At 61.5% G+C, this 18,705-nt stretch carries 14 protein-coding genes; 7 read left to right on the top strand and 7 right to left on the bottom strand.

The window, feature by feature from the left end; translation table 11 throughout:
• Together ETW24_RS15425 and ETW24_RS15420 are read right to left on the bottom strand one after the other, a co-directional pair.
• Positions 1-1,290: a TolC family protein gene (locus ETW24_RS15425; protein ID WP_129371880.1), complete on the bottom strand. Its 1,290-nt coding sequence runs from the start codon at positions 1,288-1,290 to the stop codon at positions 1-3.
• Between the two features lie 72 nt (positions 1,291-1,362).
• A complete protein-coding gene (locus tag ETW24_RS15420; RefSeq protein WP_129371879.1) occupies positions 1,363-3,885 on the bottom strand; it encodes an Ig-like domain-containing protein in 2,523 nt (840 codons plus the stop codon).
• 727 nt (positions 3,886-4,612) lie between these two features.
• Here ETW24_RS15420 and ETW24_RS15415 point away from each other — a divergent pair.
• From ETW24_RS15415 to ETW24_RS15405, 3 genes are read left to right on the top strand one after another with little or no spacing between them, the layout of a single operon-like run.
• Positions 4,613-6,547, top strand: a complete 1,935-nt coding sequence (locus ETW24_RS15415; protein WP_129371878.1) for a PrkA family serine protein kinase — start codon at positions 4,613-4,615, stop codon at positions 6,545-6,547.
• Positions 6,548-6,565: 18 nt separating this feature from the next.
• Positions 6,566-7,903, top strand: coding sequence for a YeaH/YhbH family protein (locus ETW24_RS15410; RefSeq protein WP_129371877.1), 1,338 nt, complete (start codon positions 6,566-6,568; stop codon positions 7,901-7,903).
• Positions 7,890-9,404: a SpoVR family protein gene (locus ETW24_RS15405; protein ID WP_129371876.1), complete on the top strand. Its 1,515-nt coding sequence runs from the start codon at positions 7,890-7,892 to the stop codon at positions 9,402-9,404. The genes ETW24_RS15410 and ETW24_RS15405 overlap by 14 nt, the downstream gene beginning before the upstream one ends.
• Positions 9,405-9,516: 112 nt before the next feature.
• Here ETW24_RS15405 and ETW24_RS15400 read toward each other — a convergent pair whose 3' ends face one another.
• The gene (locus tag ETW24_RS15400) at positions 9,517-10,629 is read right to left on the bottom strand and encodes an S-(hydroxymethyl)glutathione dehydrogenase/class III alcohol dehydrogenase (protein WP_129372948.1); all 1,113 of its coding nucleotides are present in this window, start codon (positions 10,627-10,629) and stop codon (positions 9,517-9,519) included.
• 356 nt (positions 10,630-10,985) lie between these two features.
• On the opposite strand from ETW24_RS15400, the gene ETW24_RS15395 reads away from it, so the two are divergent.
• Positions 10,986-13,493, top strand: a complete 2,508-nt coding sequence (locus tag ETW24_RS15395; protein WP_129371875.1) for a heavy metal translocating P-type ATPase — start codon at positions 10,986-10,988, stop codon at positions 13,491-13,493.
• A complete protein-coding gene (cueR, locus tag ETW24_RS15390; RefSeq protein WP_129371874.1) occupies positions 13,490-13,879 on the top strand; it encodes a Cu(I)-responsive transcriptional regulator in 390 nt (129 codons plus the stop codon). The genes ETW24_RS15395 and cueR overlap by 4 nt, the downstream gene beginning before the upstream one ends.
• 118 nt (positions 13,880-13,997) lie before the next feature.
• Here cueR and ETW24_RS15385 read toward each other — a convergent pair whose 3' ends face one another.
• The 4 genes from ETW24_RS15385 to pcaC are packed head-to-tail and all read right to left on the bottom strand — an operon-like array spanning position 13,998 to position 16,590.
• Positions 13,998-14,828 (bottom strand): 3-keto-5-aminohexanoate cleavage protein, encoded by an 831-nt coding sequence (locus ETW24_RS15385; RefSeq protein ID WP_129371873.1) that lies wholly within the window; start codon positions 14,826-14,828, stop codon positions 13,998-14,000.
• Between the two features lie 12 nt (positions 14,829-14,840).
• Complete coding sequence (pcaG, locus tag ETW24_RS15380) at positions 14,841-15,461, bottom strand: protocatechuate 3,4-dioxygenase subunit alpha (protein WP_129371872.1); 621 nt, start codon at positions 15,459-15,461, stop codon at positions 14,841-14,843.
• On the bottom strand, positions 15,461-16,195 hold the full coding sequence (gene pcaH, locus ETW24_RS15375; RefSeq protein WP_129371871.1) for a protocatechuate 3,4-dioxygenase subunit beta: 735 nt from the start codon (positions 16,193-16,195) through the stop codon (positions 15,461-15,463). Before pcaH ends, pcaG begins: the two co-directional genes overlap by 1 nt.
• Positions 16,192-16,590: a 4-carboxymuconolactone decarboxylase gene (pcaC, locus tag ETW24_RS15370; RefSeq protein ID WP_129371870.1), complete on the bottom strand. Its 399-nt coding sequence runs from the start codon at positions 16,588-16,590 to the stop codon at positions 16,192-16,194. Before pcaC ends, pcaH begins: the two co-directional genes overlap by 4 nt.
• 88 nt (positions 16,591-16,678) lie before the next feature.
• On the opposite strand from pcaC, the gene pcaQ reads away from it, so the two are divergent.
• Complete coding sequence (gene pcaQ, locus ETW24_RS15365) at positions 16,679-17,605, top strand: pca operon transcription factor PcaQ (protein ID WP_129371869.1); 927 nt, start codon at positions 16,679-16,681, stop codon at positions 17,603-17,605.
• Between the two features lie 128 nt (positions 17,606-17,733).
• Entirely contained in the window at positions 17,734-18,645 is a 912-nt protein-coding gene (locus ETW24_RS15360) for an MBL fold metallo-hydrolase (protein ID WP_129371868.1), read from the top strand.
• The last annotated feature ends 60 nt before the right edge of the window (positions 18,646-18,705 follow it).

Genomic DNA, 18,705 nt, shown 5'->3' with positions numbered 1-18,705 from the left:
TCAAATCTTGTCCCCATCGGCCAGCAGCCCCAGGTCGCGTGCCAGCTGCAGCTGGATCAGCACAACCTCATATTTCGCCTCGATATAGGCCTGTTCACGGCGCACCAGCTCCTCATAGACCTGGATCACCTCCATCACCGGGCGCTGGCCCGCTTCGAATTGCTTCTGGAACAGGCCGTAAGTCTCGCGGCTGCGGCGCACCAGCGCGGCGGTCTCGCCCTCTTGACGCCGGTAGGACGCAATTTGCTGGACCTGGCGGCTGTAAGTGCGGCGGGCAATCTCTTCGGTTTCGCCAATCTGGCGGGTGGCGGCCTCCTTGGTGGCTTCCAGCGCTTGAATGGCGGCAGGCGTGCCCAATCCCAGCGGCTGGCCAACGCCCAGCGTCAGCCCGGCACCGGACCCGTCGGAGGTCACATTGCCCGAGGCGGCAATCTGGGGCAGCAGCCCGGCGCGGCCGGACTTGGCCTGGGCGATGGTACGGTCCGCTTCGGCGCTGGCCTTCAGCACGGCCAGGAACTGTACCTGTTCCGGCGGCGTGGCTATGCCCAGATGCGAGGGTTTCCGCGCAAAGGACTGGCCGGTCATCGCCTGCAGCTCGGCGCGTGCGGTTGCAGCTGCGTCATGGGCGGTGGCCGTGGCCGTGCGGATGCCGCTGATCTTGCTGTCTACCACATTGAGGTCGGCGCGGTCCGACACGCCGCCGTCGACGCGTCCCTGAACGATGCGGCGGAATTCCTGCATCCGGCGCAGAGCACGGTTGCCATAGGCGGCCTTTTCATCGCCGCGCAATGCAGCCGCATACAGCCCGACAGCGGTTTCGACGCGGCTGTTCATGTCCTGGGACAGGCTGACGGCGGCCACTTCGACATCGGCGGCGGCAAAGGCGCGTTCGGCCTTGCGGCGGCCATTGTCAAACAGAACCTGCTCAATCAGCAGGCCGGCCACCAAATCCCCCAGATCGGTCAGGCTGACGGATGGGCCAAGGGTTGGCAGCCAGTTCTTTGAGGCAGCCTCGGCGCGCAGCTTGGCGCCGATCAGCTCTGCTTCGGCAGCGCGGGAAGAGGCGGCAATTGCGGCCTCGGCCACTTGCCCATAGGCGCTGTCCTGCGCCAGCAGGGAGCGGCGCCCCATCAGATCGTGGATCACCTCGGAGGAAGTCTCGCCGGATTGTGCGAAATTGCTGCGCGGCGCGGTTTCCGCGCTTTCTCCGCCGCCGAACGGCAGCGTCCGGGCGCAGGCCGACAGGCTGCACATCACTGCGATGGCGCAAAAAAAGCGTCCCGGTTGCATCCTGCCATATGCCCTTTTGTTTTAGGCTTTTGATGTATTGGGCCCGGCGGCAATGACCGCCGGGCCGATAGATCAGATCACAACGTTGACGTCTTCATCCACGGACAGCGTGGTGCCGTCATCGCCGATTGTGTAGACATTGTACGTCTCGCCATCGACAGTCTCGGTTCCCGCGGCGGTGGCCCCGGTAATGGTGAGCGTGTCGTCAGCTTCCCCATGCACAGTGAGCTTGTCGGAATTGCCCGACAGCGCATTGATATCGGCCTCGGTCAGGGTCAGGTCGACAGCGTCGGCATGAACCAGGTTCAGCTCGTCGATGTTGAACTGCGAGAGGCCCGCATGATCCAGCACAGATGCGCCGGCGCCGTCTTCAAGCACCACCATTGTACCAGAGCTGTTGCCGGCGTCATCCACCCGGTTCACAACAAGATGCGAGCCGTCCGGCACGTCTGCATCGAAGTCGTACAGGGTCTGGCCGTTGCCAAGATCGGTTTCGGTGCCGCTGACATCTGAGACACTGCCAGTGCTGGTCAGCTCATGGATTGTGTCACCGGCCTCGAAATCGTCGCTGAAAACACCGCTGACACTGGTGCCGGTGCTGATCACGTCGCCAATGTTGGGGGCGTCGTATTCAGTGTCGACGCTGAAGCCTTCGGTCAGGGTCTGTGTGTTGCCCGCCGGGTCCGTGGCCGTGATTTCGGCTGTGGCCTCATAGGTGCCCTCGCGCAGGTCGCCGGGTTCAAACTCGGCTGTCCAATTGCCGTCCGCATCCACCAGCGCGTTCCGGGTTACACCTTGAATGGTGACTTGTACTGCCGATCCGGGTTCGACGGTGCCGGACATCGAGAGGCCCGCGGCACTTTCCGCGAGGCTCACCACATCATCATCGGTCACGCTGTCCGAAGTGAAAGGCACCACCTCGGTGTCTATGGCCAGGGTGTCAGTGATTTCCGACGTGTTGCCCACGGCGTCCGTGGCGGACACAACCACGGCCGCATTGTAGCTGCCCTCGGCAATGTCAGCGGCAGCAAAGGATGCGCTCCAGTTGCCATCGGCATCAACTGTGGCAGTTTTGGTTGCATCACCCAGTTGCACAACAACCGTCGAGCCTGGCTCAACCGTGCCGGTCAGGGTTACCCCGTCGCTGCGTTCGGTCTCGTTGACGATATTGTCGCCTTCGATGCTGCCGGAATTCAGGGTGAGGGGATCGACCACAGTGTCCACATGCAGATCCGCCGTGGCGGTTGCCGTGTTGCCGGCTTCGTCAGTGGAGGTCACGCTGACAGTGGTGTCGTATTCACCGGCAGGCAGCGAGCCGGCTTCGAATTCTGCGGCCCAGTTGCCGTCTGCATCCACGGTCGCGGTGCGGGTCACGCCCTCAACCGTGACGCTGACACTTGCGCCGGCCTCGCCGGTTCCGGTCAATGTCAGACCAGCGGTAGCTTCGGCGTTGTTGACAATGTCATCGCCGCCCGCTTGGCCATTGTCGATTTCCACGGCCGTGGTCGTGTCTACGCGGATTGTACCGGTGACGCTGTCAGTATTGCCGAAAGCGTCGGTCGCGGTGACGCTGACTTCTGAGTCGTATTCACCGGAGGCGATTTCCGAAGCAGCGAAGTCAGCGCTCCAAGTCCCGCTTTCGGTCGCGGTAATCGTCCGGGTCACACCCTGGAAAGTGACTTCCACTGTGGCGCCCGCTTCGGCGGTTCCGGTCAGGGTCACCCCGTCAGCTGCCTCGGCGGCATTGATCATGTCGTCGCCGCCTGCCTGGCCCTCGTCGAGGCCGACAGTGGCAACCGTGTCGATTACGACAGCGGGGCCATCCAGGTCGAACTCGGTCCCGTTGGGGTCAACGACATGCACAGTTGTGTCATAATTGCCGTCCTCTGGCAGATCATTGACCGGGAAGCTGACGCTCCAATTGCCGTCGTCATCGACGGTTGTGGTGGCTGTAGAGGTGCCGACATTGACAATCACTTCGGAACCCGGTGCGCCGGTGCCGGTGATAACCACCGGTTCGGTGGTGGAGTCAGAAACCGGGTAGGTGGCATCGGGGTCATCGACCGCTGGAATAATGCCATCCGTTCCGCCGCCGCCGTCACCGCCGCCGCCGCCGGCAATTACAGCCGCGCCGACGACACCGGCTGCGGCCCCGGCCGCACCCAGCCCGCCGAACAGCGGCGCGGCCAGCGGTGCAACCACCGGTTCGATGCGGTCAACGTCCAGGAACACCATCTCATCGTAGGCGCTCCATTTTCCGGTCAGATCCAGCGGCTCGTATGTGGCAAAGAGCATGCCGCTGGATTTGTCTTCCAGGACAACTTCGGTGAATTCGCCGTCCTGGCTTAGGAACAGGTTTTTCCCGCCGGATGAGCCGTAGGAATAGTAGTTCTCAATCACCAGTTCCTGGCCATCGGCCAGGGTGATGTGCAGGTTGCCGCCCTGGCGGGAATAGCTTTCGACATCTGCAGGGCTGAGGTTCAGCGAGATATCCTTGGCATGGGAGGCGTCAATACGTGCCGGGGTGCCTTCGGAAAAGTTCCCATGCTGTGTAGTGCCCGCCATATCGCGGGTAATAAATGCGACCGTGCTCATTGTAATACCACTCATCTGTGCGCTGCGCCGCCGCAATCTGGCGGGTGCTGCGTCGTTCCGTTGCCTGTACGTTTGCCCATCGACCGTCTTTTGCGGCCATTTTGAGGCCATACTGTGATGATTTTTATTGTCCTGTCCAGTGCGTCATGGACGGGATTTATGCAGTTTGGGCGGCAACCGTGTCCTGAGTGCCGCAGAATTTCTAAGGTTTTTCACGCAGCCGTGATACGGGGCGGGCGGATGGCCGGCGCCGGAGAATTGGCCGTCTTGCCTTGCCGTATGCACTGCTAACCCTGTTGTCTGGACTTCAGAAGCAGAAGGGGAAAGCCCCTTGCATCCCTCTCATCAACAGTGGACGCGCGGCTGGAGGCACTTGATTTGCCGTGGCGCGTAAGGCGGCCGCAACAACAGTGATCGCCGCGATGTGATGAAAATTTCCCGCAAAAGTTTCTGGCAATTAATTAAAAGTACACCACTTTCAGATAGTAAGAAGTACGTATTTGGTGTAAGCTTGAGAGTAAGCAACACGCCGCCAGCCTGGTATCCGGGCGCAGGCCGCCGCAAAGAGCGGCCAGCCGGACGTATAACGCCAGAAACGGCGCCGAGCAGAAATCAGAACTCAACACTAACGCGGACATCCATGCCCACGTACCGGGCGCAGTCTGTCTGTCCGCGAACTAAAACGCCAGGAGGAACGGCGCCAGATAACCAGGAGGCTTGATTCAAGATGAAAGACATTGCCGAACTTTTTGCAGAGCAGTACGGCGAAACCCGCGAGCAGGAGATGCCGCTGCAGGATTATTTGAACGCCTGCCGCGACGATCCAAGCATGTACGCGAACGTCGCCGAGAGGATGTTGAAGGCAATTGGCGAAGAGGAGCTGGTAGACACGTCCAAGGACGCGCGGCTCGGTCCGATCTTTCAGAACCGGACAATCAAGCGCTACAGCGCTTTCCACGACTTCTACGGCATGGAAGACACCATCGAACGGATCGTCGGCTATTTCCGCCACGCCGCGCAAGGCCTGGAAGAGCGAAAGCAGATCCTTTACCTCTTGGGTCCGGTCGGCGGCGGCAAATCGTCTCTGGCGGAGCGGCTGAAGCGCCTGGTCGAAGAACAGCCGATCTATGTGCTGAAAGCCGGCGATCAGATCTCGCCGATTTTCGAAAGTCCGCTGGGCCTGTTTGATCCAGTCCGCATGGGCAAGGTTCTGGAAGAGGAATACGGCATTGTCCAGCACCGCCTGCCAGGGCTGATGTCGCCTTGGGCCGTCCAGCGGCTGGATGAATTCGACGGCGATATCAACAAATTCTCCGTTGTTCGCATGTACCCTTCCCGCCTGCGCCGCATCTGCGTGGCCAAAGTGGAGCCGGGTGATGAGAACAACCAGGACATCTCCACCCTGGTTGGCAAGGTTGATATCCGCCAGCTGGAGCATTTCAGCCAGGACAACCCGGATGCCTACAGCTTCTCCGGCGGCTTGAACCGGGCGAGCCAGGGTGTTCTGGAATTTGTCGAGATGTTCAAGGCGCCGATCAAGATGCTGCACCCGCTGCTGACGGCGACCCAGGAAGGCAACTATATGGGCACCGAAAGCTTTGGTGCGATCCCCTTCAACGGCCTGATCCTGGCGCACTCCAACGAGAGCGAATGGCAGTCGTTCAAGAATAACAAGAACAACGAGGCCTTCATCGACCGGGTGTCTATCGTCAAGGTGCCGTATTGCCTGCGGGTCTCGGATGAATCCTCAATCTACGAAAAACTGATCGAGTTCAGCGAGCTGCGTGATGCGCCCTGTGCGCCGGAGACGCTGAAGATTCTTAGCCGCTTCTCGGTGCTGACCCGCCTGAAGCCGCATGAGAACTCAAACCTTTACTCCAAGATGCGGGTCTATGACGGCGAAAGCCTGAAGGACACCGACCCCAAAGCCAAGACGGTGCAGGAGTATCAGGACCGCGCCGGCGTGGACGAGGGGATGAACGGCATCTCAACCCGCTTCGCTTTCAAGGTGCTGTCCACCACTTTCAACTTCGACACGGATGAAGTGGCAGCGGACCCGGTGCATCTGATGTATGTGCTCGAGCAGATGATCAAGCGCGAGCAGTTTCCGCAGGAGACCGAGCAGAAGTACCTTGAGTTCATCAAGACGGAACTGGCGCCGCGTTATGAAGAGTTCATCGGCAACGAGATCCAGAAGGCGTACCTCGAAAGCTATACGGAATACGGCCAGAATGTCTTTGACCGCTATATCTCCTACGCCGATGCCTGGATCGAAGAACAGGATTACAAGGATCCCGACACCGGTCAGCTCTATAACCGCGAAGTGCTGGATTCGGAGCTTTCAAAGATCGAAAAGCCGGTTGGCATCGCCAATCCCAAGGACTTCCGCAACGAGGTCGTGAAATTTGCCCTGCGCCATCGCGCAAACACGGGCAGAAACCCGGCCTGGAATTCCTATGAAAAGCTGCGCGATGTGATCGAAAAACACATGTTCAGCCAGGTCGAGGAGCTGCTTCCGGTGATCAGTTTCGGCAGCAAGAAGGACAGCAAGACCGAAGGCAAACATCAGGAGTTCGTCGAGCGTATGCGCGGCCATGGCTATACCGACCGCCAAGTGCGGCGTCTGGTCGAATGGTACATGCGCGTTAACAAGGCGGGCTAAAGAGGAGCGCTGTGGCATATGCATCATTTCATCGACAGGCGCGCCAATCCGAAGGGCAAGAGCCTCGGGAACCGCCAGCGGTTCCTGCGGCGGGCCCGGGAGAATATTAAGGAACGCGTCGACCAATCGGTCCGGGGAAAATCGATCCAAAGCGGAAGCGGTGTCCCGGACGAAGGCGAAAAGGTCACTATCCCGACCAGAGGGCTGAAGGAGCCGCGGTTCTTTCACTCTTCCAAGGGCGGCCTGCGCCGTCATGTTCTGCCCGGCAACAAGGATTTTGTTGTCGGCGACACCATCAAACGCCCGGACGGCGGTGCGGGCGAGGGTGGCCGCAAGGCCTCCGAGGACGGGGATGGTGCGGACGAATTTTCCTTCACACTCACGCAGGAAGAATACCTGGAAATCCTGTTTGAGGGGCTGGAGCTGCCGGACCTGGTGGAAAAGGCTACGGTGGAGACCGAAACCATCGGCACCCGCCGGGCCGGCCTGACCACTGCGGGCACGCCCAACAACCTCAATCTGGTGCGCACCATGCGCAACTCTCTGGGGCGCCGGATTGCATTGCAGCGCCCGACCACCAAGTCGCAGCGGGATTTGGAAGAGCAGATCGCCGAACTGGAAGCGCTGGAGGAACGCAGCCCGCCGCAAGAGGCATTTCTGGCCGAATTGCAAAAGAAACTCGAAGGCATCCTCCGCAAGCGCAAGGTCGTCGGCTATATCGACCCGCTGGACCTGCGGTACGATACCTTTGTACCGGAAAAGATCCGCAATTCCCGCGCTGTGGTCTTCTGCCTGATGGATGTCTCAGGCTCCATGCAGGAGCGCGAAAAGGACTTGGCCAAACGCTTCTTCCTGCTGCTGCACCTATTCCTGGAGCGTTGCTATGAACACACCGAACTGGTGTTCGTGCGGCACACTCACCACGCCCAGGAAGTCGACGAGGAAACCTTCTTCTATGCCCGGGAAACCGGCGGCACCATTGTGTCCACCGCGCTGGAGAAAATGAAGGAGATCATCGAAGAGCGCTACCCGCCGGATGAGTGGAACATCTACGGCGCGCAGGCCTCCGACGGCGAGAATTTCGGCAATGACTCGGTGCGCTGCAAAAATCTGCTGCTGAACGACCTGCTGCCGGTCAGCCAGTTTTATGCCTATGTGGAAATCGTCGATGAGGCGGCGGAAATGCTGCTGAACAATCCCGAAGCAGGCGAAGACCTGTGGCAGAACTACCGTGACGTGAAGGGCCAGGCGCAGCATTTTGAAATGCAGCGTGTCTCGCAACCCGGCCACATCTATCCGATTTTCCGGGAGTTCTTCCTCCCCAAGGTGAAAGGGGCGCAGTATGCAGGCAGCTGAAAAGGCGCGCAAGCCGCTGTTCGACGGGCCGGAATGGACCTTTGAACTGATGGAAACAGCGCGCGACGCGATTGAGGAGATCGCGCTGGGCGACCTTGGGCTGGATGTTTATCCCAATCAGATCGAAATCATTTCGGCTGAGCAGATGCTGGATGCCTATTCCTGTGTCGGCCTGCCGCTGATGTATCAGCATTGGTCATTCGGCAAGCATTTCGCCCGCGACGAGGCGCTGTACCGCACCGGCCGCCAGGGTCTGGCCTATGAGATCGTCATCAATTCGAACCCCTGCATCAGCTACAACATGGAAGAAAACACCATGGCGATGCAGACGCTGGTGATGGCGCATGCGGCATTCGGACATAACCATTTCTTCAAGAACAATTATTTGTTTCAGCAGTGGACAGATGCAGCTGGTATTCATGATTACTTGGCCTTTGCCAAAAATTACATCGCCGCTTGCGAGGAACGGTACGGCCCTTGTGCGGTCGAAGAGATTCTGGACGCGGCCCATGCGCTGCAATCCCAAGGCGTGTTCCGCTACGGACGCCCGCCCAAGCCGACCACCGAGGAACTGGTGGCGATGCAGAAGGTGCGCGAAGGCTATGAAAGCGGCCAAAGCGTGCTGGATATCTGGACTGATACAACCCTGGGTCGCGACAAGCTGGAACTGGTCGAGGATGCTGATTTCAGCGCGCGCCGCAAGCAGATGAACCTGCCGCAGGAGAACGTGCTTTATTTCCTGGAAAAGCACAGTCCGGTGCTGGAGGCCTGGCAGTGTGAGCTGCTGCGCATCGTGCGGATGCTGGCGCAGTATTTTTACCCGCAGAAACAGACCAAAGTGATGAACGAGGGCTGCGCGACCTTCGTGCACTACTACATCATAAACAAACTTTATGAGCAGGGCCAAATCACCGAAGGCGCCTTTATGGAGATAATGCACAGCCATACCAATGTGGTGCTGCAGCCTGAGTTTGACGATCCGCGTTTCTCCGGCCTCAATCCTTATGCGCTGGGGTTTGCGATGATGCAGGACATCCGCCGGATCTGTCAGGACCCGACTGATGAGGACCGCGAGTGGTTCCCCGATTTCGCCGGTGATCCCGACTGGCGGAAAGTGATGCGCGATGCATGGGCGAATTACCGCGATGAAAGCTTTATCCAGCAGTTCCTGTCGCCGCATCTGATCCGTAAGTTCAAGCTGTTCACGCTGACCAATGACGCCGACCTGCCCAATCTGGTGGTGAGTCAGATCCATAACCGCGCGGGATACAAGGCGATCCGCCGCGATTTGGCAAAGCAGTATGATCTGGCTTACCTGGAACCTGATATTCAGGTGACAGACGCGGATCTGCGCGGTGACCGGGAATTGAAGCTGACCCATACTGTGCGGGATGGCATTCATTTGGATGAGGAGGATCAGGAAGAGGTGCTGAAGCACTTGCGCCGTCTTTGGGGGTATGACGTCAGCTTGGACGCGGTGGAGACCGCCTTTGAAAACTGACGCACTCCACAGGGCTGGGTCCGGCTTTTGGCGGCAGCTTTTCAGCCTTGCCGCAGAAACGAGAACGCAGGCCCCAGGGCCTGCGTTTTGCTATTTGCGAACTGGATAGGGCTTAGAATTCCACCACGGCGCGGATGGACTTGCCTTCGTGCATCAGTTCAAAGCCTTCGTTGATCTGATCCAGCGTCAGCTTGTGGGTGATCATCGGATCGATCTCGATCTTGCCGTCCATGTACCAGTCCACGATCTTGGGCACGTCAGTGCGGCCCGAGGCGCCACCGAAGGCGGTGCCGCGCCAGGAGCGGCCGGTGACCAGCTGGAACGGCCGGGTCGAAATCTCGGCACCGGCAGGCGCCACACCGATGATGATGGATTCCCCCCAGCCCTTATGCGCCGCTTCCAATGCGGTGCGCATGACGTTGACGTTGCCGGTCGCGTCAAAAGTGTAATCGGCACCGCCCCCGGTCACTTCGACCAGATGCGCCACCAAGTCGCCCTCGACCTCGGCAGGATTGACGAAATCGGTCATGCCGAACTTTGTGGCCATTTCCACCTTACCGGGGTTCAGGTCGACACCGACGATCTGGTCAGCCCCGGCCAGCCGCAGGCCCTGGATCACGTTGAGGCCGATGCCGCCGAGGCCGAACACGATAGCCCGCGAGCCGATTTCCACCTTGGCGGTGTTGATCACCGCACCGATACCGGTGGTGACGCCGCAGCCGATATAGCAGACCTTGTCGAACGGCGCGTCCTCACGGATTTTCGCCAGCGCGATTTCCGGCACCACGGTGTGGTTGGCGAAGGTCGAGCAGCCCATGTAGTGGTGGATCGGGGTGCCGTCCTGCATCGAGAAACGGGTGGTGCCGTCCGGCAGCAGGCCTTGCCCTTGGGTCGAGCGGATCGCCTGGCACAGGTTGGTTTTCGGGTTGAGGCAATAGTCGCACTCGCGGCACTCGGGCGTATACAGCGGGATCACATGATCGCCCGGTTTCAGGCTGGTGACGCCTTCGCCGACCTCAACCACGACGCCTGCGCCCTCATGGCCCAGGATCGCCGGGAAAATGCCTTCGGGGTCGTCGCCCGAACGGGTGAATTCGTCGGTGTGGCACAGGCCGGTTGCCTTGATTTCCACCAGAACCTCACCCGCTTTCGGGCCTTCGAGGTTCACTTCCATGATTTCCAGCGGTTTGCCGGGGGCAACCGCAACGGCGGCGCGGGTCTTGATCATGTGACTGGTCCTTCGTCCAAATTCTGCGGGGCCGGGCCGCCGCGAAGCGGATCCGGTTGAATGCGTAGCCAGCAGCAGGGCCGCGGGCCGGAATGACCCAGCGTTACATTTGCAGGCTGGCGCACGCAAGCTTTGCCTCGGCACATTATCAGGAGCAGGGTGCCGGGCCTTGCCCTGAATGCGACAGCCGGCCAACGGTCCGCGCCATTCCCGCGTGATGAAAAACTGCCGGTTCCCAGCAGCTTGCTCGAAAGATTCCAGTTATGGGAAGGAAATTGAATGCCGGGTCTTGACCTTCCCCTCGCTGGAACCCTCATATCTCTTGTCAAAGGACCAGAAGCGGCAGGATTCCGATGTCTGAACTTAGCAGGATTTCACTGAATATCACCGGCCTCAGCTGTGCGGGCTGTGCAGGGCGTGCTGAGCGCGCCTTGGCGGCGGTCGAAGGCGTGCAGAGCGCCTCCGTCAACCTTGCCAATGCCACCGGCCAGGTGGAGGCTGCGGCGGAGGTTCCGCTGATGGATCTGACCAGCGCATTGGCCTCTGCGGGGTATCCGGCGGCAGAGGCGCAAGCTTCCCTGGTGGTCAGCGGCATGAGCTGCGCGTCCTGCGTGGGCCGGGTGGAACGGGCGCTGCTGGCGGTGCCGGGGGTGCTATCGGCCAGCGTGAACCTGGCAAATGAGACGGCACAAATCCGTTATTTAACCGGCATGGCCCGCGCCGCCGATCTCGCCCGCACATTGACGGATACCGGCTATCCGGCCCGTCTCAGCGGTGCGGCAGAGGATGAAGCGGAGCAGACCGGCCGCCGTAACGCGGGTGAGATTTCCGCACTGGGCCGGCAGGTGCTGATCGCCGCGCTTCTGACACTGCCGGTGTTCTTGATCGAAATGGGCGGCCACATGGTCCCGGCGCTGCATCATTGGGTTATGGAAAATATAGGCACGCAAAACAGCTACTTGTTGCAATTCGCCCTGACTACCGCGGTGCTGGCCGGGCCGGGTCGGCAATTCTATGCTAAGGGCTTTCCGGCCTTGCTCCGCGGCGCTCCCGACATGAACGCGCTGGTGGCGCTGGGGACCTCCGCGGCCTATGGATTCTCGGTGATTTCCACCTTCGCGCCCAGGCTGTTGCCCGCGGGCACCGCCAATGTCTATTACGAGGCGGCGGTGGTGATCGTCGCCCTTATTCTCACGGGCCGCTTCCTGGAGGCCCGCGCCAAGGGCCGCACCGGCGCCGCGATCCGCAAGCTGGCCGGGCTGCAGCCGAAAACCGCCATGGTGGTCTCGGGCGGGGATGCAATTGAAACTCCGGTGGAAGAAATCGGCCCAGGCGACCTGATCCGCGTCCGTCCGGGAGAGCGCATCGCGGTGGACGGCGAGATCACCTCCGGCAGCTCCTACATCGACGAAAGCATGATCAGCGGTGAGCCGGTGCCCGTCGCCAAGTCCCGCGGTGATGAAGTGACGACGGGCACCATCAACGGCAATTCTGCGCTGGAATTCCGGGCCACCCGCGTTGGCCGCGACACAGTACTGGCGCAGATCATCCGCATGGTCGAGCAGGCGCAGGGCGCCAAGCTGCCGGTGCAAGGGCTGGTCGACCGTATCACCCTGTGGTTCGTACCCGCAGTGATCGCGGTTGCGGCGCTGACCGTGCTGGTTTGGTCTCTGCTCGGCCCTGCGCCCGCCCTGCCGCTGGCCCTGGTGGCCGGTGTTTCGGTGCTGATTATCGCCTGTCCCTGCGCCATGGGGCTGGCGACGCCGACTTCTATCATGGTCGGCATCGGCCGCGCGGCGCAGATGGGGGTTCTGTTCCGCAAGGGCGATGCACTGCAGCACTTGCAGGAAGTGCGCGTGGTGGCGCTCGACAAGACCGGCACATTGACTGAGGGCCGGCCGGTGCTGACCGAATTGATCTGCGCCAAAGGATTCACCCGCGAAGAGGTGCTGCGCTTGACCGGCGCCGCTGAGGCGCAGTCGGAACACCCCATCGCCCGCGCCGTCACGGCAGCGGCAGGCAAGGGGCTGCCCGAACCCGATACGTTTGAAGCAATCCCGGGCTATGGCCTGCGCGCCGAGGTCGAGGGCCGCGTGGTGCTGGCCGGTGCCGCCCGGCTGATGGCGCGCGAAGGCATTGCGCTTGGCCCGCTGGAGGCGGAGGGGCTGAAACTGGCAGAGCGCGGCGAAACCCCGCTTTTCGCCGCCGTTGACGGCCAGGCGGCGGCGGTGATTGCGGTGGCGGATCCGGTCAAGCCGGGTACCCCGGCGGCAATTAAAGCCTTTCATGACCAAGGATTGAAGGTGGCAATGATCACCGGTGATGCTTTGGCGACGGCGCAGGCGATTGCCGCGCGGCTGGGTATTGATGCAGTGAAGGCCGAATGCCTGCCTGCTGATAAGGTTGCCGCGATCCAGGAGCTGCAGGCAGAGCATGGCGTGCTGGCATTTGTGGGCGACGGCATAAACGACGCCCCGGCGCTGGCGGCGGCGGATGCTGGAATTGCCATCGGCACCGGCACCGATGTGGCGATCGAGGCGGCGGATGTGGTGCTGGTCTCGGGTGATCTGCGCGGGGTGGTGAACGCGCTGACAGTCAGCCGCGCCACCATGCGCAACATCCGCCAGAACCTGGGCTGGGCTTTTGGCTATAACGTGCTGCTGGTACCGGTGGCGGCCGGGGTTCTGTACCCTTTTGGGGGGCCTCTTTTGTCGCCGGCACTTGCGGCAGGCGCAATGGCACTGTCGAGCGTGTTTGTCCTGTTCAATGCCCTGCGCTTGCGCCGCCTGAAACCGGCCATGGATGAAGGACAGGCCGGGCCGGCGGTCCTTGCGGCCGGCAAGCAGGAGGCGCGCGCATGAATATCGGAGATGTATCCCGCCGCTCCGGCCTGCCGGCCAAGACCATCCGCTATTACGAGGATATCGGCCTGATCAAACCGCATCGCAGCGCCAATGGCTATCGCTGCTTTGCCGAGACTGATCTGCATAAGCTGGCCTTTTTGGGTCGCGCCCGGGCGCTGGGTTTCACCATCGAGGACTGCCGTACCCTGATGGCGCTTTACGAGGACGAAACCCGCGCCAGCGCCGATGTGAAGCAGTTGGCGCTGGAGCATCTGGGCAAGATCGAGGAGAAGATCGCCGATCTGCAGGCGATGCGCGGCACATTGAGAGAGCTGGTCAAAGGCTGTGCAGGCGACAGCCGTCCGGATTGCCCGATTCTCAAGGACCTTTCCGGCGGGAGTTGACCGGCGCCAGTTGGCCGGCCGGGCGGAAGGGGGGGGGCTCCCGCGCCCGCGGTTGCCCTGACGGGCCGCCTGGCGGCCTTGGGCGTGGCTTCGGCCCTGCGGCCCGAAGCGGGCGGCATCAACCGGGCCGGAGTTCCAGGATCTTGCGGGCCTGCTGCCAGGTGGCGACAGGGCGTTCGTAGGTTTCGCAAAGCGCCGCTGCCCGCCTCACCAGCGCGGCATTGGAGGGCGCAAGGGTGTCGCGGTCGAGCCGCATATTGTCCTCCAGCCCGGTGCGGGTATGGCCGCCCGCGGCGATGGACCATTCGTTGACCAGGATCTGCCCCGGCCCGACACCGGCGCCGCACCACTGGGCCTCCGGTGCCAGCCGCTGCATGGTTTTGACGTAGTAATCGAACACGTCCCTGTCGACCGGCATCGCGTTCTTAACGCCCATCACGAACTGCACGTAAAGCGTGCCGGCAATGCGCCCCTCCCGGTTCATTTTTACCGCCTGATGTATGTGCGACAGGTCAAAGGCCTCGATCTCGGGCTTCACCTCATGCGCACGCATCTCCGAGGCCAGCCAGTCCACCAGATCGGGTGCGTTTTCATAAACCCGCGCCGGGAAATTGTTCGATCCCACCGACAACGAGGCCATGTCGGGGCGCAGGGGCAGCATGCCGCCGCGCTCGTGTCCGGCGCCGGAGCGGCCGCCGGTCGACAGCTGCACGATCATGCCGGGGCAGTGTTTGTGCAGGCCTTCCATCAGGCGGGCGAACCGTTCCGGGTCCGAGGTCGGCGTCTGGTCGTCGTTGCGCACATGGCAATGAGCGATGGAGGCGCCGGCTTCAAACGCCTCCTGGGTGCTTTCGATCTGCTCGGCGATGGTGACGGGCACTGCCGGGTTGTTTTTCTTGGTCGGAACCGAGCCGGTGATGGCCACGCAGATGATGCAGGGTTTACTCATGATTGCTCCCCTTCAGATGTCGAAAAACACTGTTTCATCGTCGCCCTGCAGGCGGATGTCGAAGCGGTAAATCGCCAAACCGTCCCGTTCGCTGCGCCTGGCAATCAGGGTGGCGCGGCGGCGCTCCCATTCTATCACATTCAGCACGGGGTCGGTGGCATTGGCCTCTGCCTCGTCCTCAAAGTAGACCCGGGTGTTCAGCCCCACATTGATGCCGCGCGCCACAATCCACAGGTTGATATGCGGCGCCATCATCTGGCCGCCCCGGCCCATAGCCGGCCCGGGCTTTACTGTGCCGAACCCCCATTCTCCGGTCTCAAAATCGGAGATCACCCGGCCCCAGCCGCGAAAACCGTCCTCAACCGTGCCGCCATTTTCGGGGTGGGCATAGATGCCGTTCGCATTGGCCTGCCAGACCTCCAGCAGCACGTCCTTGACCGGCGAGCCAGTGCCGTCGATGACCATGCCCTCGACCCGGATGTGCTCGCCCTTGGCGTTATGCCCGGCAATGTCCCAGCCAAGTTCCTGATCATAGATCTCAAATCCCGCAGCGCCGGGAGCGAGGCCGATATGGACATAAGGCCCGGCGGTTTGCGAAGGGGTTTCTTTCAGATAATCAAAACGCTGACGCATCAATTCCCCTCCAGCCGGTTTTCAAACAGGGTGGACCGCCGTCCGCGCAGCACAATGTCAAAGCGGTAGGCGATGGTGTCGAGCGGAATGGTTGCATTCATGTCGAGCCGCGCGATCAGCATCTGCACCGCCTCCGGGTCCGGAATGGTGTTCACAATCGGGCAGCGGACGATCAGCGGGTCGCCCTCGAAATACAGCTGGGTGATCAGCCGTTGGGCAAAGCCGGTGCCAAAGACCGAGACATGGATATGCGCGGGCCGCCAGTCGTTCACCCGGTTGCGCCAGGGGTAGGCGCCGGGTTTCACGGTGCGGAAATGATAGCATCCGTTTTCATCCGTCAGGACCCGCCCGCAACCGCCGAAATTCGGATCCAGTGCGCCCAGATAGCTGTCCTTCTTGTGCCGGTAGCGGCCAGAAGCGTTGGCCTGCCAGATCTCTACCAGCGTATTCGGCACCGGCCGCGCGTTTTCATCCAGCACCCGGCCATGCACGATGATGCGCTCACCGATCGGGCTTTCACCGGGCTGGGCAAAGTTGGCCAGCAGGTCATTGTCGGTAGCGGCGATGTCGTTGTGGCCAAACGCCGGGCCGGTGATCTCGCTGGCGGTGTTTTCCAGGCTGATCAGCGGGTATTGCGGCGCGCGGGTGACCGAGGTTTTGTAGTCCCGCGACAGGGCAGGCGGGTGCCATCGGCGGTCCCTCTGGTAGAACTCCCCGGGTTGCGGCTTGGTCATGGGGTTTCCCCTCCCTCGCTTTCCATTTCTGCATAGGTTTGCTTGGCCAGCTTCAGGGCACGGTTCGCGCACGGCACCCCGGCATAGATGGCCGCATGCTGGAAGGCCTCCAGCACATCTTCCTGGCTGGCGCCGGTGCGGGCGGTGGCGCGGATGTGCATCGGAATCTCGTCGAAATTCCCAGTGGCAGCCAGCAGTGCCAGTGTCAGCATGGACCGTTCCCGCAGCGAAATCCGGTCAGAGGCCCAGACCGTGCCCCAGGCAGCTTCGGTGATCAGCTCCTGAAAGGGGGCGTCCAGCGCGGTTTTGGCAGCTTCGGCGCGCTCCACATGGGCATCGCCAAGCACCTTGCGCCTGATTTGCATGCCTTGGCTGTACCGGTTCTGCTGCGTCATCCTGGTCTCCCCGTGCTGGATAAAGTATCGCATACCGGAGCTGATCTGTATAATCTTGAAACATACATGTAATCATAACCGGAGTGATATGCGGCTATCGTCTTCATTGAAACTGCGCCATCTTGAGGTCTTCGTAGAGGTGGCCCGCAAGATGAGCGTCACCCAGGCGGCCGCGGCCTTGGGCATGACCCAGCCCGCGGTGACACGGGCACTGCGCGAACTGGAGGAAGTTTGCGGCAAGCCGTTGGTCGAAAAGCATGGCCGCGGTATCCGGCTCAGCGGGTATGGCGAGCTGTTCCGGGACCATGCCGGGCGCAGCCTGGCGCTGGCTCGCGACGGGGTGGCGCTGTTGCGCGGCCTGGACGCGGCAGATGGACCGCTGGTTTCCATTGGCGCACTGCCCACTGTCGCCGCCGATCTGGTCCCTGACACGCTGGCGCAACTGCGCGGCGGCGGCGCGCCGGGGCGGTTCATGGTAATGTCCGGGGGCAATCAGTACCTGATCGACCAGCTGCGCCGCGGCGGGCTTGATTTGGTGGTTGGCAGGATGCCTGCGCCGGAAGCCATGGCGGGTGTGGAGTTCGACCCGCTGTACCGCGAGCGGGTGGCCGTTGTTGTCGCGCGGGACCATCCTTTGGCCGGCGCCGTGCATGTGCCGCCTACAGCATTTGAGGACTACCCGGTGCTGATGCCGTCTGAAGGATCGATAATCCGGCCGATGGTCGAGCGGATGTTTCTTGAGCAGGGGCTGGCACTGCCCAGGTTTCCGATCGAAACCGTTTCCGCCACATTCGGAAGGCGCTTTGTCCTGGCGCATCAGGCGATCTGGATCATCAGCCACGGTGTGGTGCGGCCGGAGCTGGAGGCTGGCAGCATGGCAGTGTTGCCCTTGAATACGGACAGCACCCTTGGCCCCGTGGGTCTGTGTGTCCGGCGGGAGCACCGGCTTTCGGCCGCCGCACAGCGGTTTTGTGCGGCCCTGCGCAGGGCTTGCACCGCGCAGGGGCTGGCCTAGGTGCCGCCAGTACTCCGGCATGCCGGGTTGCGGCATCGCCGAGTGTTTCCCTTAGTGCCGTGATGAAGTAATATTCATCAAACAATATTTATGCATTTGATTGCGCGGCGATAGGGAAAGGAAACGGTATGGGGTTCACCAGGCGTGAATTTGGCTTGTCGGCTGCAGCGGGGCTGGCTGCTGCTGCTGTTCCCGGCTGGGCTTCGGCGCGGATCAATTTGGGCAACAAGCGGATTGAGACAGTTTCAGACGGGTATCTCACTCTGCCGCCGGAGTTTCTGTTTGACGGGCTTGAACCGGACGCTTTGCAGCAGGCGTTGGAGCAGTACGGGCTTGCAGCCGGGCCGCTGACGCCGGAGGTGAATGTAACGCTGCTGCGCGAAGAAGGCAGAGTTGTCCTGTTCGATGCCGGCGCTGGGCCGGGGTTTCAGGATAGTGCGGGAAATCTGTCTGGCGCGCTGGATGTTCTTGGCGTCACTCCTGACGAGGTGACGCACGTGGTCTTTACACATTGCCATCCGGATCACCTGTGGGGGGTGCTGGATGATTTTGACGATCTGCTGTTCCCTGGCGCGGCCTATCTGATGGGGCAGGGAGAATGGGATTACTGGTTCGACCCGGAGACTGCAGACAGTATCGGCAGCAACAGGACAGCCATGGCCATTGGGGCCCGGCGCCGGATGGAGCAGTTGGAAGACAAGGTGCAGCTTTTCCGGGACGGCGAGGAGATCCTGCCGGGTGTCGCAGCTCATGCCACGCCAGGCCACACGCCGGGGCATATGTCATTTGAAGTCCGGGATGGCAGTAACAGTGTCCTGGTTCTAGGGGATGCAGTGGGTAATCATCATGTGAGCTTTGCTGACCCTGGCAGGCCGGTTGGTGCCGACCAGGAGCCGCAAACGGCTGCTGCGACACGTATGCGTTTGCTGGACCGGCTTGCCGCCGAGCAAATGCAGCTGATCGGCTATCATCTGCCTGGCGGCGGTATCGGGCGGGCAGAGCGCATTGGCAGCGGCTACCGCTTTGTGCCAGCGGTTTAGGGGCAGGTATCAAAACAACACAGGCCGAGGGTTGAAGGATTGAAAATCGATACTGGCAGT

Source organism: Leisingera sp. NJS204, from assembly GCF_004123675.1.
Classification (GTDB): domain Bacteria; phylum Pseudomonadota; class Alphaproteobacteria; order Rhodobacterales; family Rhodobacteraceae; genus Leisingera.
Note: the sequence above shows the minus strand (reverse complement) of the source record. Positions and strands in the feature narration are given on the sequence as shown.